The following is a 14,824-nucleotide window of genomic DNA, read 5'->3' on the forward strand; positions in this document are numbered from 1 at the left end:
CCATCACCGGCTCGGCGGTGCGGTGCTTCCGCGGACGACGAGGTCGGTGGCGAGCTCCATCCGGTTCCGGGTCAGGAGCTCGCCCCGGGCAAGCGTCAGCACCATGCTCGCGGCGGTGGCTGCCATCTCGGTGAGGGGCTGGCGGACGGTGGTCAGCGGCGGAACGGCCCATTGCGCGGGAGGCAGGTCGTCGAACCCGATGACGCTCAGGTCGTGGGGGATGCGCAGTCCCGCCTCGTGCGCGGCCTGGTAGACGCCCAGGGCCTGCCCGTCGTTGGAGGCGAACACGGCGGTCGGCGGATCGGGAAGGCCGAGCAGTTCTCTGGTGTGGGCCAGGCCGTCGGCGGGCTGGAAGTCGCCGGTGCGGATCAGCTGGGGATCGAGGGGTACGCCCGCGGCGTCCATGGCGGCGCGATAGCCGTCCAGCCGGGCGCGGGCGGACAGTGCGTGCGAAGGGCCGGTGATGATGGCGATGCGGCGGTGTCCGAGGTCCAGGAGGTGGCGGGTGGCCGACAGCCCTCCGCTCCAGTTTCCGGCGCCCACCGAAGGGCAGCTGTGGCCTGGTTCTCCTGTGGGGTCGACCAGTACGAACGGGATGTCACGTGCGCGTAGTTGGTCGCCCTGCTCGGCGGTGACGCCGGAGAAGACGGCGATCACCCCGGTGGGCCGCCGGTTGAGGACGCCTTCGACCCAGTTCCGGCCGGGTGTGTGCTCGCTGTCCAGCCGGCTCAGGACCATGGCCAGCTGATGCGCGCCCGCCACCCGCTCCACACCCTTGATGATCTCCAGCGGGTAGTGCCCCTCCAGCTCGTGGAAGACGAGTTCCAGCAGGCTGGCGGGCTTTGCGGGCTTCTTCAGCCGACGGTACCCGTGCGTGCTGATGACGCCCTCCACCAGGGCGCGGGTCTCCGGTGCGACCTCCGACCGCCCGTTGACCACCTTGGAGACGGTCGCCGTCGACACCCCCGCCAGCTCGGCTATCTGAGCGATGGTCATCGGCCGGTCATTCCGGCCCCCGGGCGCCTTCACGTCCTTGCTCTCGGCCATGGGCCGGAGTCTAGCGTTACGGCTTCATATGCCGAATCTTTCAGAGAAAAGATGGAATGTTGCGATAAACCTTGACCCCCTTTCAGAACCGCGCCTAGGGTGCAGGCACTTCAGATTTCGTCACTTCACCGAAACTTTCGACGAACAGGCAACTCTCCCCGCACGCAGCGGTATTCGGCGCGCGAAAGGCACGTACGCGCCGCGACAGAGGCCCGGGCAACCCCCGTGGATCGGCCTCTCCCGCGGCCCCGGCCTCTCCGACGGCCCGCCGCCGGACCCAGACGGTCCCCCCTGAGAGGAAGAACCGCCGTGAAGTTCCGTTTCGCCGCGCCGGTCGCGCTCGTCGTGGCCCTCACGCTCGCCGCCGCCGGCTGCTCAGGCGGCTCCGGCACCGCCGCGGGCGACGACAAGTCCTTCGACTTCTGGTCGTTCACCGGCATCAACCAGAAGGCGGCCGTCCAGGAGTACCGCAAGGAGCACCCGGACGTCCGGGTGAAACTGACAGAAGTGGGCTCCTCGACGGAGACCGCCCAGGCGCTGACGACAGCGCTGGCCGGAGGCAAGGTCCCGGACCTCGTCCTGATCCAGGGCGACGACCTGCCGAAGTTCGTCCAGCAACCGCAGAACTTCCACGATCTACGGGAGTTCGGCGCCGACAAGGTCAAGGGCGACTACCTGGACTGGGTGATCAGCCAGAGCACCACCAAGGACGGCCAGATCATCGGTGTGCCGACCGACGTCGGCGGGATGGCCATCGCCTACCGCAAGGACTTCTTCGCCGCCGCCGGCCTGCCGACCGACCGGGAGGCCGTCAGCAAGCTCTGGCCCGACTGGGACGCTTTCATCGAGACCGGCAAGAAGTACACCAAGGCCACGGGAAAGCCGTTCGTCGACAACGCGGCGACGAGCGTCTTCTACCAGGCGGTCAACCAGGGACCCGAGAAGTACTACGACAACGACGACCGCAGCCCCATCTACGCCAAGAGCCCGCAGGTCAAGAAGGCCTTCGACGAGGCGCTGAAGGCCATCGCGGCGGGCATCACGGCGAAGCAGAGCTCCTTCTCCAACGGCTGGAGCGCAGGCATGGCACGGGGCAAGTTCGCCGCCATCGCGGCACCGTCCTGGATGCTCAACTCGATACGCACCAACGCACCCGGCACCAAGGGCAAGTGGGACATCGCAACGATCCCCGGCGGCAACGGCAACTGGGGTGGCAGCTACCTGGCGATCCCGCGAAACGCCAAGAACCCCCAGGCCGCCTGGAACTACATCAAGGCGACACAGTCCCCGAAGGGGCAGCTCCAGCACTTCCTCGACTCAGGCTCCCTGCCGACCACGCCCTCCGTCTACGACGACTCCCGCCTGACGGCGATGAAGGACGAGTTCTTCTCCGGAGCTCCCACGGGTCAGATCTACACCAAGTCGCTGCTCGGCCTTGAGCCCTTCTACATCGGGCCGGACAGCTCCACCATCGGGCAGGAGTTCCAAAACGCCCTCACCAATGTCGAGCAGGGCAAGGGCGACCCCGAAAAGGCGTGGGACACCGCGGTGAAGAACATCAAGACCGCCATCGGGCAGTGAAGACCGCCATCGGGCAGTAAGGCACACAGTCCCTGCGAGAGCCGGCCCGACCTCCTGGGTGCCACAGGAACCCAGGAGGCCCCGGCGAGGAAGCGACGACCTGTGACGACAACCCTCAGCCCGCAACGGGCGGGACTTCCCCAGGCCCCAACCCTGACGCGCGTACGCCGGAGCATCGGCGAGCGGATAGCCCCGTACGCCTACATAGCTCCGTTCTTCCTGATCTTCGCGGTGTTCAGCCTCATCCCCCTGCTGTTCACCCTCTACGTCGCGCTGTTCGACTGGAACCCCATCGGTGACCACACCTTCATCGGCTTCGACAACTTCACCCGGCTCTACGACGACCCGCGCTTTTGGAACGCCACCCGCAACACGATCAGCATCTGGCTGCTGTCGACCGTCCCCCAGCTCATCGCGGCGCTCTTCCTCGCCCATCTGCTCAATCACGCGCGCCTGCGCTTCGCCGTCCTCTTCCGGATGTCGATGGTGGTCCCGTACATCACCTCGGTGGCCGCGACGGCGATCGTCTTCGCGCAACTGTACGACCGGGACTACGGGCTGCTGAACTGGCTGCTCGGGCTCGGCGGCGTGGAGCCGATCGACTTCACCCAGTCGACGTGGGGCAGCCGGGTGCTGATCGCCGCGATGGTCACCTGGCGGTGGTTCGGCTACACCACCCTGCTGTACCTGGCGTCGCTGCAGGCCATACCGCGTGAGATCTACGAGTCGGCGTCGGTCGACGGTGCCGGCGGCTGGAAGCAGTTCCGCCACATCTCGATCCCTTCGCTGCGGCCGGTGATCGTGTTCACGGTGGTCACCTCCACGATCGGCGGGCTGCAGATCTTCACCGAGCCACTGCTCCTCAACCCGAGCACCCCCCTGACCTGCGGGCCGACCCGGCAGTGCCAGACGCTTACCCTCCTCCTCTACGAACAGGGCTTCGGCCAGTACCAGTTCGGCTACGCGGCGGCCATCGGAGTGGCCCTGCTCGTACTGGTCCTCGTCGTCGCAGGCATCAACTACCTCCTGTCCACCCGTATCCGCCCGGAGCGCTGATGACCGAGCCGATCGACGCGATGCCTCCATCCCCGCGGCCGACGCGACCGGTGGGGCAGCCGCGGCGCCGCCGTCCCGTCGAACGGGTCCGCTGGTGGACCTACGCCTTCCTGATCCTGGCGGTGCTCGTCTGCGTCTTCCCGCTGTACTGGATGTTCGTGGTCGCCACCACGGATTCCGCGGCGGCGACACAGATGCCGCCGCGGGTCATCCCAGGCGACAACTTCTTCCACCTTGCCGGACTCGTCTTCAGCACCGTGCCGTTCCTCCAGTCCGTCCTGAACAGCCTGATCGTCGCCGGGGCGGTCGGTGCCGGACAGGCGCTGCTCTGCTCGCTGGCGGGCTTCGCCTTCGCCAAGCTGGAGTTCCGGGGCCGCAACACGCTGTTCCTGATCGTCGTGCTCACCATGACCGTGCCGACCCAGCTCGCGATCATCCCGCAGTACCTGATCATGTCGGAGCTGGGCTGGGTGGACACCCTCCAGGCGCTGATCGTGCCCGGCCTGGCCAGCGCCTTCGGGATCTTCTGGATGCGGCAGCACATCGCTTCAACGCTCAGCGACGAGATCATCCAGGCGGCCCGTATCGACGGGGCGAACAGCTGGCGGATCTTCTGGCACATCGCGTTCCCCATCGTCCGCCCCGCGGCCTTCGTCCTGGGACTCTTCGGATACATCACGGCCTGGAACGACTTCTTCTGGCCCTTCGTCGTGCTGAAGTCCCCGGAGCACTACACCGCGCAGATCGCCATCAAGGCCCTGCAGAACAACCGCGACATCGATCTCGGTCTCGCCATGTCCGGCTCCTTCCTCGCCACCATCCCGCTGCTCGTGCTGTTCGTCTTCGTCGGACGCCGCCTGGTGGCCGGGATCATGGACGGCGCCTTCAAGGGGTGACCGAGCCCCGAGGGGCGGTGCCCGGTGTGGTCATGATCACGACTGTCGTACGCTACTGACCGCCACAGGCAGCCCTGCCGGCCCCCCGCCAACCGGCCTCGCCCGTTCCCGAAACCTCGCCGTTCCCGACATTGCGAAAGGACCGCTTCGTATGCCGACGTACAACAACCCGGTGATCAGCGGTTTCCACCCCGACCCCAGCGTGTGCCGGGTGGGCGAGGACTACTACCTCGTGTGCTCCAGCTTCGAGTACTTCCCCGGCGTACCGATCTTCCACAGCCGGGACCTGGTGCACTGGCGGCAGATCGGCAACGTCCTGGACCGGCCCGGACAACTCGACCTGCCCGACGACTCGCGGGCCTCCGGCGGCATCTACGCACCGACGATCCGCCACCACGACGGCCGCTTCTACATGATCACCACCAACGTCAGCGGCAAGGGCAACTTCATCGTCACCAGCGAGCGGCCCGAGGGGCCGTGGTCGGACCCCGTCTGGATCGACCTCCCGGGCATCGACCCCGATCTCGCCTGGGACGACGACGGCTCCTGCTGGTGCGCATTCTCCGGGGTCCAGGTGGCCCGCATCGACCCGGCCACCGGCACGGTGCTGGAGGGCCCCTTGAAGGTGTGGTCCGGGACGGGCCTGCAGCACCCGGAGGCTCCGCACCTGTACCGCATCGGCGACTGGTGGTACCTCATGGTCGCCGAGGGTGGCACCGACCGCGGCCACAGCGTCTCCATCGCCCGCGCCCGCTCGCCGCGCGGCCCCTTCGAGCCGGCCCCGGTCAACCCGATCCTCACCCACCGCAGCACCGACCGGCCGATCCAGAGCACCGGCCACGCCGACCTGGTCTCCGCGCCCGACGGCACCTGGTGGATGGTGCTGCTGGGCACGCGGCCCCGCGGCTACTTCCCCGGCTTCCACAGCCTGGGCCGGGAGACGTTCCTGACCCCCGTCCGGTGGGAGGACGGCTGGCCGCAGGTCGGACCGGTTCTGGAGCAGCACCCGGCCCCGGCCTCCTGGCAGCCGATCGACCCCGAGCCGTCGCGGGACGACTTCGACGGTCCGGCGCTGGCGCCCGGCTGGATCTCCCCGCGCAACCGTACCGACAGCTCCTGGTCGCTGAGCGACCGGCCGGGGTGGCTGACCCTGAACGCGACAGGGCCCACCCTCGACCGCGCGGGCCACACGTTCATCGGGCGCCGGCAGCAGCACCCCGACTGCTGGATCTCCGCCCGCCTGGACCCCGGAACGGGCCGCGCCGGGCTCTCCGTGCGCATGGACGAGGCGCACCACTACGACATCGAGGTCGGCGGGGGAGAGGCGAGTGTGATCGCCCGGATCGGCCCGCTGCGTCAGGCCGTCGCCCGGCGACCGGTGCCGCCGGGGCCGGTCACCCTCGTCCTCGACGTGCGTACGACCGACCTGCTGCCCCCAACCGTCACCTCCGCCGCCGAGGAGTCGGCAGACCAGATCGGCCTCTGGCCCAACGGACCGGACACCATCGCCTTCTCACTCGGCGGGCCGGAAGCCGCCCCCTTGGCCGAACTCGACGGCCGCTATCTGTCGACCGAGGTCGGCACCGGCTTCACCGGCCGCGTGATCGGCATGTACGTCACCGAGGGCAGCGCGGCCTTCGACTGGTTCGACTACGAGCAGACGAACATCTCCGACACGAAGGGTGACACCGCCTCGAAGAGTGACGTCGGCTGAGGGCCCCGCAGGTCAGCGCCCGCGCGGAATGCCGTAGGCGCGCTCCACATGCAGCCGCAGCACGAGGCGACGGTCGCGGACCATGGCGGCGCGGTAGTCGTCCCAGTCAGGGTGCTCACCGCGCACGTCGCGATAGAGCCGGACGAGTTCCTCGACGGTCTCGTCGTTGGGATCCCGGGCGACGGGGGTGAGCTCGGCGGTGCCCTCGACGACGGTGTAGGCCCAGCGGTCGTCGCTGGTCACATGGTAGGAGGCCCGCGCGTCCCGGCGTAGATTGCGCGTCTTCGCACGGTCGTCCGTGAGGGAGACCCGGATGATCCGTTCGTCGGGGTCGTAGGCGTGGTTGACGTTCGACAGCTGCGGCCGTCCGTCGCGTTTGAGGGTGACCAGCACCCCACCGTCGTATTCGGAGACCAAGCTGAGCAGCGCGTCCTGAGTCATGCACTGCTCAACGCGGGCAGAACGGCCCCGAATTCCGTCGCGGCCCGTCAGGAAGGTCATGAACGCGAGGGACGGTTGCCAGCGGTTTACGAGACGATGAAGTCCGTGGTCCGAGAGCGGCGGCGCGGTCGTGCACGAGCGTGGGAGCGCGGTTGTGCACGAGCATGGCAGCGCGGTTGTGCACCTTGATCAGGCGGAGGCGGACGATGGAACAGCTGGTGCAAGAGGTGGAGCCGGCCGAGGCGGGGCTGGACGCGGAGGCACTGGAGCGGCTGGACCGGCACCTCGCCCGTCTCGTCGACGAGGGGCGGCTGCCGGGCTTCCTGGTGATGCTGGCGCGCCACGGCAAGGTCGCGCATCTCACGACGTACGGCTGCCGCAACCGGGAGGCCGCCCTCCCGGTTGAGCGAGACACCCTGTGGCGGATGTACTCGATGACCAAGCCGGTCACATCCGTCGCCGCGCTGATGCTCCTCGAAGAGGGACTGATCGGCCTCGACGACCCTCTCGCCCGGTATCTGCCGGCCTTCGCCGATCCCCAGGTGTACGACAGCGGGGAGGGAACCGACGTCAAGACGCGGCTGGCCGAGGGCCCGATCCGCATCCGGCACCTGCTGACCCATACCGCGGGCCTGACCTTCGGCTTCTACTACTCCCATCCCGTGGACGCCCTCTACCGGGCCGCGGGTATGGAGTCCTCCGTGCTGCCAGGCGCCGACCTCGCGCGGACCTGCGACGTGTACGCGAGTCTGCCGCTGCAGTTCGACCCGGGAACGCAGTGGAACTACTCCGTCGCCACCAACGTGCTGGGGCGCGTGATCGAGGTCGTTTCGGGCAAGCCGCTCGACGCGTTCTTCGCCGAGCGGATCTTCGGCCCGCTCGGCATGCGGGATGCCGGATTCTGCGTGACGCAGGACCAGGCCGAGCGGCTGGCCGAGCTCTACGGGGAGACCGCCGACGGCGGCATCACCCCCATTGCCGGCCTGCCGCTGCACGGGCGGCCACGGTTCCTGTCCGGCAGCGGCGGCATGGTCGCCAGCGCCCTCGACTACCACCGCTTCATGGAGTTCCTTCGCCGGCGCGGCGAACTGGACGGCACGCGTCTGCTGTCCCCGGCGACCGTCGACACCATGGTGTCCAACCAGCTCCCCGGCGGCGCCGACCTCCGCACGTTCGGCAGCCCCACCCACGCGGAACCCCGCAACACGGGGATCGGTTTCGGCCTCGGCGTCTCCGTCGTCGTGGATCCGGACCGCACGCAGGCGCCCTCCCATCTGGGCACGTACGGCTGGAGCGGAGTCGCGACGACGACGTTCTGGGTGAACCCGCAGAAGGACCTGACCGTGCAGTTCCTGACGCAGGTACGCCCGACGGGGTCCCACACGGTCTACGCCGACCTCAAACGCCTCGTTCATGAGGCGATCCTCGACTGAGGCGCTGTGCGCTTCGGTCGCGCGTCCCGGAGGGTGGGCGGCCAGTCGGTCAGCTCACCTTGACGGGGAGCAGGCAACCCGCCAGGCCACGGGGGGCGTACGGAGGGCGGGAGGCACGCTCGGCGCGGGACGCGTGCAGAGGGCTGCACGATGGGTTCACGGTGGGGCTGCGGCTGCGCGGCTGTGTGGTTGAGCATTGGCACAGCCCCAGGCTGCCGCCTCGGGAGGGCGTAGGCCTGCTCCCTGATGCACGGCGCGCGCGGCACGTAACCCGCTGCTACCCGCGGGAGGCGAGAGCCAGCAGCGTGGCCGCCGGTCCCGCGGGAGGTGTCTCGCGCAGCCAGACGGCGCGGAACTGCCTTCGCAGCAGTGCCGGTTCCTCAACAGGCACGCTGATCAGCCGCCGGTCGGCCAGTTCGGCGGAGACCGCGAGACGGCTCAGTACCGCAGGCGCGTCACCCGCTGACACGGCGGACTTGATCGCCGTGGTGGAACCGAGTTCCGCCGCCGGCGGCGCGGGCTCCGCGCGGCTATCCGGGGCGACGGGGGCGGATCGTGCGGCACGTCCCGGCCGGGGTCCTGCGGCGGACGCCCCCGACTGAGCCCACGTCGAAGACACCGGAGTCGACGGTGGCGCGGGCAGGGACAGGGGGGCGGCTTCCGCGGACCGTCGGAGGATCTCCCATACGGCATCACGCGTGCCCGACCCCTGTTCGCGCACGATCAGGGGGGTGGCGGCCAGCGCCCGCAAGGGGAGCGGCTTTCGGCGCTTGGCCCACGGGTGACCCGGCGCGACCACCAGGACCAGCTCGTCGTCCGCGATGGCGCGACTGCGGAGACCGTGTGGCGCGCGCGGACCCTCGACGAACCCAATTTCGGCCTCATGGCTGCGGACCATGTCCGCGACCTGCGACGAATTGCCGACCCGCAGCGCGACCCTGACGTCGGGGAGCCTGGCGCGCAGGGCGATCAGCCACCCCGGCACCCGGTGATCCGCGATGGTCATCGAAGCGGCGACCCGCAGTCGGCCCTGCTGATCCGCGTGGAGCGCGGCGACTCCGCCGACCAGGGCCCGAGCCGCATCCAGCACGGGCATTGCCCAGTCCACGACAGCGCTGCCCGCCGGGGTCAGACGCGACCCGGTCGGGCCACGTTCGAGCAGGACGAGCCGGAGCTGGCGTTCCAGGGCGCTGATCCGCATGCTGGCTGCCGGCTGGCTGATCCCATGGCGTGCAGCGGCCTGGCCGAGACTGCCCGTCTCCGCGACCGATACGAGCAGGTCCAGCACCTTGAGCTCAGGTGTCCCCGGCGGTAGCCCCATCAGCACAGCTTATGACCTCCTCTGGAATCGGTCTCTACCGGCGACCGGCGGGACGCGGCGATCGTGCAGTAGGCCACCAGGAAGGGACGCCATGGAACCGTCGTATGCCCAGCCGGTCAAGCCACTGCCGGCGCGTATCCTCGTCGGCACGAGTCGCTCCGGGCGAGCGGCGAGCGCCGCTCTGCCGGGGCTGGCCGTGGCCGCAGCGGTGGCTTTGCCGGCTACATGGCTGGGCCATCTCATCCCGGTGGTCGGCGGACCGGTGTTCGGCATGATCGTGGGTGCCTTTGCCGGAGCCCTGTTGAGGCGGATCGCCGGGCCCGGACGGGTGGAGCGCTTGCTCCCCGGGTACGCGGCAGCCAGCAGACAGGTGCTGCAGGCGTCCATCATCGTGCTCGGGACCGGGCTGCCCCTGAGCGATGTGCTGCACTTGGGCATGGAGTCGCTGCCGGTCATGCTCGGCACGCTGGCCGTGGCGCTGGGCGGCGCCTGGGGCCTCGGCAGACTGCTCGGGATCCATCGCGAGACCGGACTGCTGATCGGAGTCGGCACGGGCATCTGCGGAGCGTCGGCGATCGCCGCGGTAACCGCCGCCGTGGGCGCGGCCGAGGCCAGGGTCGCCTACGCCCTCGGCACCATCTTCACGTTCAACGTCGCCGCGGTCCTGCTCTTCCCCGCCGTAGGCCACCTGCTCGGACTGTCGCAGGAGGCGTTCGGGCTGTGGAGCGGGACCGCGATCAACGACACATCCTCGGTCGTCGCCACCGCCTACAGCTACGGGACCGAGGCCGGGGCGTATGCGGTGGTCGTCAAGCTGACCCGCAGCCTCATGATCGTGCCGATCTGTGCGGCCCTGGTGATGTGGCGCTCCTATGGCCGGCGAACCAGGCATGTTCAGCGGCACGGGAAGGTCGGCAGGCGGGCATGGCGTGCGTTCCCGCTGTTCGTCGTCGGCTTCCTGGCCGCGTCGGCTGTTGCCACGTCTGGTGGAATCCCTGCCTCGTGGCAGCCGGTACTGCCTGTGATCAGCACGTTCCTGATCACTGTTGCACTGTCGGGGATCGGTCTGTCGCTCAGGTTCTCCCAGCTGCGCGAGGCGGGTCCTCGGCCACTGCTGCTGGGCGCGATCCTCTGGACCGCCGTCGGCGCGGCCGGCATCGGTCTGCAGGCGATCACTGGTCGGCTCTGACGAGACACACGTGGGCATGCGCCCGAGTGCGCGCCAGGAGGCCCCGCACGACGGAAGTGTCTGATGACCAGGGACGCTGTTGTCTGATGATGACGGCTCCGTTATCGACGCGTGAGGGGCCGTGGCGCAGACTTGCGGCATGAAGCGCCACAGCCTTCCCGCAGTCCTGACCGGTGTCTGCGCGACGGCACTTCTGGCCGCTGGGTGTTCGGGGGATGACGGGACTGGGTCGGCCCAGCAGCCCAAGCCGGCGTCCGCGCCGTCGTCCTCGGAACCGGCCAACCGCGACACGGGCGAAGTCAACCGGGACGACGTGAACGGCGACGGCCGGTCCGACGTCGTCGTCAACGGCTGGTACAAATACCCGAAAACCGGCGGCGAATGGTTCAACAACCGCTTCATCGCCTTCGCCTCGCCCTCCGGACTCGACCCGACCAGGGCCTTCAGACTCTCGGAGGACTTCGCCAAGCCTGATCCCCGGATCGACAGCTCCGCCATCTTCCAGGACAGGTCCGTCCAATTCACCGGCGATCTGGACGACGACGGCCACGCCGACATCGTCGTACGCAACCAACTCAGCCACCGCAGCGGGAAGTACACGCGCTACCAGCGCATCGTGTGGGGCGGCCCCAAGGGTGCGACAGGCGTGACCGAGTTGCCGTCGGAGACCGACGACGCCATCGCCACCGGCGACTTCGACGGCACGGAGCGCTCGACCTGCTCACCCTGGGCGAGCCGAGTTCGGACTACGACCAGAGGCCCCAGCCCGCCACCGTCCTGCACGGCCCGCTCAGCCGTGACCGGGGCGCTCCTCGTACCACCACCAGCGTCGACGTCGGCCATGACGGCTGGGTGCCCATGGCCCACACGGTCGTCGGCGACTTCGACGGTGACGGCCGTGACGACCTGGTGACCAAGGCGGAGTACGACGAGGAGGACGCCCGCTTCGAGGACGAGGACATGCCGGACGTCGACGACGCGGAGTTCTACCGGGGGACGCCCAAGGGGCTCGAGGAGGCGGGACCCGTGCCCGGGCTCACGAGCGATGATTCCGGGTCCCCGGAGGTGGTCCCCATCGCAGCCGGTGACTTCGACGGTGACGGCCACACGGACATCCTCGGCCGCGTGTCGTACTACGAGGCGGTCGCCGTGTACGGCAGCGCGGACGGGCCGGGACGCGGACGGGCCGCCACCGACCTCGGTACGGTCGAACTCCACGACCCCGTCGTCGGCGACGCCAACGGCGACGGCCGCGACGACGTCGCCGCCCAGTCCCGGGGGCGGGACCGCCGCATCGGTCAGGTGGCCGTACTCCTCGGCGGTGGGGACGGCCTGAGCGCCGACCGCATCCTCAGGATCGACCGGCGCTCCATCGGCCTGGGCGGCTCACCGCTGCACTCCGGCGACCGCGACTTCTTCGGGTGGGATCTCCACCTCGCCGACCTCGACACGGACGGCCGCGACGAACTCCTGATCGGCACCTTCGGCTTCAACAAGCCGCGTAAGGACGCCGGTTACTGGATCCTCCGCGGGACGAAGGCGGGCCCGTCCACCAGCGACCGGCACTTCGTCAAGACCAAGGACTTCGGTGCAGGCTGACTTGCGGCCGTCGCGCGCTGACGGGCGGAAACCGTCAGCCCGGCGGTCCCCCTCCCCCTACGCCGGGTTCCACGAGCACACACCGGGTGCCCGTGTAGATCGTCGGCATGCAGCGGTTGCAGTGAATGCACAGCGATGGCGTGTCGCGGTCTGCCGCCAGACGGTTGATCAGATCCGGCTCGCGCAGCAGTGCCCGTGCCATCGCCACGAACTCGAAGCCCTCGGCCATGGCCCGGTCCATCGTGTCGCGGTCGGTGATGCCGCCGAGCAGGATCAGCGGCAGGTCGAGCGCCGCCCGGAACTGCCGGGCGGATTCGAGGAGGAACGCCTCCCGGTACGGGTAGGCGATGAGGAACTTCTTCCCGAGCAGCTTGATGCCCAGCTGCTGGAGCCGCGGAAAGGCCTCGGCGAACTCCCTGACCGGGGCTTCGCCGCGGAACAGGTACATGGGGTTGAGCAGCGAACTCCCCGCCGTGAGTTCGAGGGCGTCGACGGTGCCGTCCTCCTCGAGCCATTTCGCCGTCTGGATGCTCTCGTCGAGCCAGATGCCGCCGGGGACACCGTCGTCCATGTTCAGCATGATCTAGCGCGGAACCCCGGGCGTGAACGACTCCGTTGGGAAACGCGTGATTCGAGCACGGCTGTGTCGTTCGTTTTGCTGAGGGCTGTGGTCGTTGGTGGGACGAGGAGAGTGGCATGTCGCTGGAGTCTCGGCCGGATGACGGGGTGCCTGAGCTGACGGCTCGGGTGGTGCGGGCCGCGTTCCCCAAGGGGACTTTGGCCATCCGGATCCGGGAGGTGCTCGGTCCGCTGTTCACGGACGAGGACTTCGCCGAGGCTTTCCCCGGCCGGGGTCGGCCTGCGATCTCGCCGGGGGCCCTGGCTGTGGTGTCGGTGTTGCAGTATGCGGAGGGACTGTCCGACCGACAGGCCGCTGACCAGGTGCGGGCTCGCATGGACTGGAAGTTCCTGCTCGGGTTGGAGCTGGATGATCCGGGATTCGACTTCACCGTGCTGGGTGACTTCCGCTCCCGTCTGATCACGCACGGGCTGGAAGAACGAGTCCTGGGGGTGGTCCTGTCCCGGCTTTCGGATGCAGCACTGCTGCGGGCCGGTGGCAGGCAGCGGACCGATTCCACGCACGTGCTGGCCGCGGTGCGCACGCTGAACCGGATGGAGTTCGTCGGTGAGACGCTGCGGGCGGCGCTGGAGGCACTGGCCGCGGCCGCCCCCGACTGGCTGGGTGGGTTGACCAGCCCCGGGTGGGTGGAGCGCTACGGGGTCAAGGTCGACAACTACCGATTCCCTAAAGGCGACAACGTCCGCCGGGAATGGGCCGAACAGGTCGGCCGGGACGGGTTCGCCGTCCTGGACGCCATCGATCACGCGGATGCTCCGCTGTGGCTGCGTGAGGTCCCCGCGGTGCGCATCCTGCGCCGGGCCTGGGCGGAGCAGTACCACCGGGACGGGCAGGGGGTGCACTGGCGGGAGGGCAAGGACCTCCCGCCGGCCAGAGATCGGCTGTCCTCGCCCTATGACACCGACGCCCACTACGGCATCAAGCGCGGGTCGGGCTGGTGCGGCTACAAGGTCCACCTGAGCGAGACCTGCGAGTTGGATGACCCGCATCTCATCACGAACGTGGAGACCACGAACGCCACCGTCAACGACACCGAGGTCACCGCGGTCGTCCACCAGCATCTGGCCCGGCGGAAGCTGGCGCCACGCGAGCATGTGGTGGACGCCGGATACGTCACCGCCGCCCACATCCTGGCCGCCCGCGACGAGCACGGCATCGACCTGCTCGGACCGGTCGGCATGGATACCCACCACAGCGGGCGCGACGCGCAGGCACCGGACCTGACCCAGGCCGCCTTCACCACGGACTGGGACGCCCGGAAGGTCACCTGCCCCGGCGGCGCGGCCAGCGTCAGCTGGTCCGACCAGCGCAAAGCCAGCGGCACCCCCCTCGTCCGGGTGCATTTCGCACTCGCCGACTGCGACCCGTGCCCGCTCAGAGCGAGGTGCACCAAAGCGGCCAACGGCAAGTGGGGCCGCAGCCTGACCCTGCTGCCCCAAGAACAGCAACAGATCCTGGAACAACGACGCGCGGAGCATCAAACAGACGCGTGGAAAAAGCGCTACGACGCGCGAGCCGGGGTGGAAGGCACCATCTCCCAGGCCGTCCGCCGCACCCGCCTGCGGCGCACCCCCTACCGAGGTCAGAGCAAGACCCATCTCGCGAACGTCCTCTGCGCCACCGCCCTCAACATCACCCGCGTCGACGCCTGGCTGAATGGCACCCCACTCGGCGCGACCCGTGTCTCCCACCTCGCCCGGCTTGCCCTTGCGGCATGACCTGATCACGAGAACCGCTTTGCGCCTTTCCCAACGGAGTCGTTCACGCCCGGGAGGAAGCGCTTCTCTGGACTGCTCTGACGCGCAGGTTCCCACGGGTCCGCACTGTTGACCTCAGTCGGGGCGCTTCTGGTTGTCGATGTACTCCTTGATGATCGATAGCGGGGCCCCGCCGCACGAGGCAGCGAA

The 14,824-nt window shown here is 69.1% G+C and carries 13 protein-coding genes; 9 read left to right on the forward strand and 4 right to left on the reverse strand.

Annotated elements, in window-relative coordinates:
* Window positions 1-3 precede the first annotated feature (3 nt).
* On the reverse strand, window positions 4-1,047 hold the full coding sequence (locus ABT009_RS44325) for a LacI family DNA-binding transcriptional regulator (protein WP_351308103.1): 1,044 nt from the start codon (window positions 1,045-1,047) through the stop codon (window positions 4-6).
* A gap of 309 nt (window positions 1,048-1,356) precedes the next feature.
* On the opposite strand from ABT009_RS44325, the gene ABT009_RS44330 reads away from it, so the two are divergent.
* The 4 genes from ABT009_RS44330 (at window position 1,357) to ABT009_RS44345 (ending at window position 6,294) form a co-directional block, all read left to right on the forward strand.
* Window positions 1,357-2,628: an ABC transporter substrate-binding protein gene (locus tag ABT009_RS44330; RefSeq protein ID WP_351308105.1), complete on the forward strand. Its 1,272-nt coding sequence runs from the start codon at window positions 1,357-1,359 to the stop codon at window positions 2,626-2,628.
* Window positions 2,629-2,730: 102 nt separating this feature from the next.
* Window positions 2,731-3,684 carry a carbohydrate ABC transporter permease gene (locus ABT009_RS44335; RefSeq protein ID WP_351308107.1) on the forward strand — a complete coding sequence of 318 codons (954 nt, stop codon included), beginning with the start codon at window positions 2,731-2,733 and terminating at the stop codon, window positions 3,682-3,684.
* Window positions 3,684-4,580 (forward strand): carbohydrate ABC transporter permease, encoded by an 897-nt coding sequence (locus ABT009_RS44340; protein ID WP_351308110.1) that lies wholly within the window; start codon window positions 3,684-3,686, stop codon window positions 4,578-4,580. Before ABT009_RS44335 ends, ABT009_RS44340 begins: the two co-directional genes overlap by 1 nt.
* 151 nt (window positions 4,581-4,731) lie before the next feature.
* Window positions 4,732-6,294 carry a glycoside hydrolase family 43 protein gene (locus ABT009_RS44345; RefSeq protein ID WP_351308113.1) on the forward strand — a complete coding sequence of 521 codons (1,563 nt, stop codon included), beginning with the start codon at window positions 4,732-4,734 and terminating at the stop codon, window positions 6,292-6,294.
* A gap of 12 nt (window positions 6,295-6,306) precedes the next feature.
* Here ABT009_RS44345 and ABT009_RS44350 read toward each other — a convergent pair whose 3' ends face one another.
* Window positions 6,307-6,735 (reverse strand): PPOX class F420-dependent oxidoreductase, encoded by a 429-nt coding sequence (locus ABT009_RS44350; RefSeq protein ID WP_351308115.1) that lies wholly within the window; start codon window positions 6,733-6,735, stop codon window positions 6,307-6,309.
* A gap of 206 nt (window positions 6,736-6,941) precedes the next feature.
* On the opposite strand from ABT009_RS44350, the gene ABT009_RS44355 reads away from it, so the two are divergent.
* Entirely contained in the window at window positions 6,942-8,168 is a 1,227-nt protein-coding gene (locus ABT009_RS44355; RefSeq protein WP_351308118.1) for a serine hydrolase domain-containing protein, read from the forward strand.
* A 277-nt stretch (window positions 8,169-8,445) separates the two neighbouring features.
* On the opposite strand, the gene ABT009_RS44360 is transcribed toward ABT009_RS44355, so the two are convergent.
* On the reverse strand, window positions 8,446-9,489 hold the full coding sequence (locus tag ABT009_RS44360; RefSeq protein ID WP_351308120.1) for a LysR family transcriptional regulator: 1,044 nt from the start codon (window positions 9,487-9,489) through the stop codon (window positions 8,446-8,448).
* A gap of 91 nt (window positions 9,490-9,580) precedes the next feature.
* On the opposite strand from ABT009_RS44360, the gene ABT009_RS44365 reads away from it, so the two are divergent.
* The 3 genes from ABT009_RS44365 to ABT009_RS44375 all read left to right on the forward strand — a co-directional run bounded on the left by ABT009_RS44365 (window position 9,581) and on the right by ABT009_RS44375 (window position 12,277).
* A complete protein-coding gene (locus ABT009_RS44365; protein WP_351308123.1) occupies window positions 9,581-10,678 on the forward strand; it encodes a YeiH family protein in 1,098 nt (365 codons plus the stop codon).
* 139 nt (window positions 10,679-10,817) lie between these two features.
* Window positions 10,818-11,591, forward strand: coding sequence for an FG-GAP repeat domain-containing protein (locus ABT009_RS44370; RefSeq protein ID WP_351308126.1), 774 nt, complete (start codon window positions 10,818-10,820; stop codon window positions 11,589-11,591).
* On the forward strand, window positions 11,537-12,277 hold the full coding sequence (locus ABT009_RS44375) for an FG-GAP repeat domain-containing protein (protein WP_351308129.1): 741 nt from the start codon (window positions 11,537-11,539) through the stop codon (window positions 12,275-12,277). The genes ABT009_RS44370 and ABT009_RS44375 overlap by 55 nt, the downstream gene beginning before the upstream one ends.
* Window positions 12,278-12,311: 34 nt before the next feature.
* On the opposite strand, the gene ABT009_RS44380 is transcribed toward ABT009_RS44375, so the two are convergent.
* Entirely contained in the window at window positions 12,312-12,848 is a 537-nt protein-coding gene (locus ABT009_RS44380; RefSeq protein ID WP_502990085.1) for a hypothetical protein, read from the reverse strand.
* 125 nt (window positions 12,849-12,973) lie between these two features.
* Here ABT009_RS44380 and ABT009_RS44385 point away from each other — a divergent pair, with 125 nt between their 5' ends.
* On the forward strand, window positions 12,974-14,635 hold the full coding sequence (locus ABT009_RS44385) for an IS1182 family transposase (protein WP_351308132.1): 1,662 nt from the start codon (window positions 12,974-12,976) through the stop codon (window positions 14,633-14,635).
* Window positions 14,636-14,824: the final 189 nt, after the last annotated feature.

This window comes from Streptomyces sp. NPDC002896 (assembly GCF_040295225.1).
GTDB lineage: Bacteria > Actinomycetota > Actinomycetes > Streptomycetales > Streptomycetaceae > Streptomyces.

Coding starts and splice junctions, on each gene's coding strand:
- ABT009_RS44325 (WP_351308103.1), bottom strand. CDS start 1,047: ATGGCCGAGAGCAAGGACGTGAAGGCGCCCGGGGGCCGGAATGACCGG.
- ABT009_RS44340 (WP_351308110.1), top strand. CDS start 3,684: ATGACCGAGCCGATCGACGCGATGCCTCCATCCCCGCGGCCGACGCGA.
- ABT009_RS44345 (WP_351308113.1), top strand. CDS start 4,732: ATGCCGACGTACAACAACCCGGTGATCAGCGGTTTCCACCCCGACCCC.
- ABT009_RS44350 (WP_351308115.1), bottom strand. CDS start 6,735: ATGACTCAGGACGCGCTGCTCAGCTTGGTCTCCGAATACGACGGTGGG.
- ABT009_RS44355 (WP_351308118.1), top strand. CDS start 6,942: ATGGAACAGCTGGTGCAAGAGGTGGAGCCGGCCGAGGCGGGGCTGGAC.
- ABT009_RS44360 (WP_351308120.1), bottom strand. CDS start 9,489: ATGGGGCTACCGCCGGGGACACCTGAGCTCAAGGTGCTGGACCTGCTC.
- ABT009_RS44365 (WP_351308123.1), top strand. CDS start 9,581: ATGGAACCGTCGTATGCCCAGCCGGTCAAGCCACTGCCGGCGCGTATC.
- ABT009_RS44370 (WP_351308126.1), top strand. CDS start 10,818: ATGAAGCGCCACAGCCTTCCCGCAGTCCTGACCGGTGTCTGCGCGACG.
- ABT009_RS44375 (WP_351308129.1), top strand. CDS start 11,537: ATGGCCCACACGGTCGTCGGCGACTTCGACGGTGACGGCCGTGACGAC.
- ABT009_RS44380 (WP_502990085.1), bottom strand. CDS start 12,848: ATGGACGACGGTGTCCCCGGCGGCATCTGGCTCGACGAGAGCATCCAG.
- ABT009_RS44385 (WP_351308132.1), top strand. CDS start 12,974: ATGTCGCTGGAGTCTCGGCCGGATGACGGGGTGCCTGAGCTGACGGCT.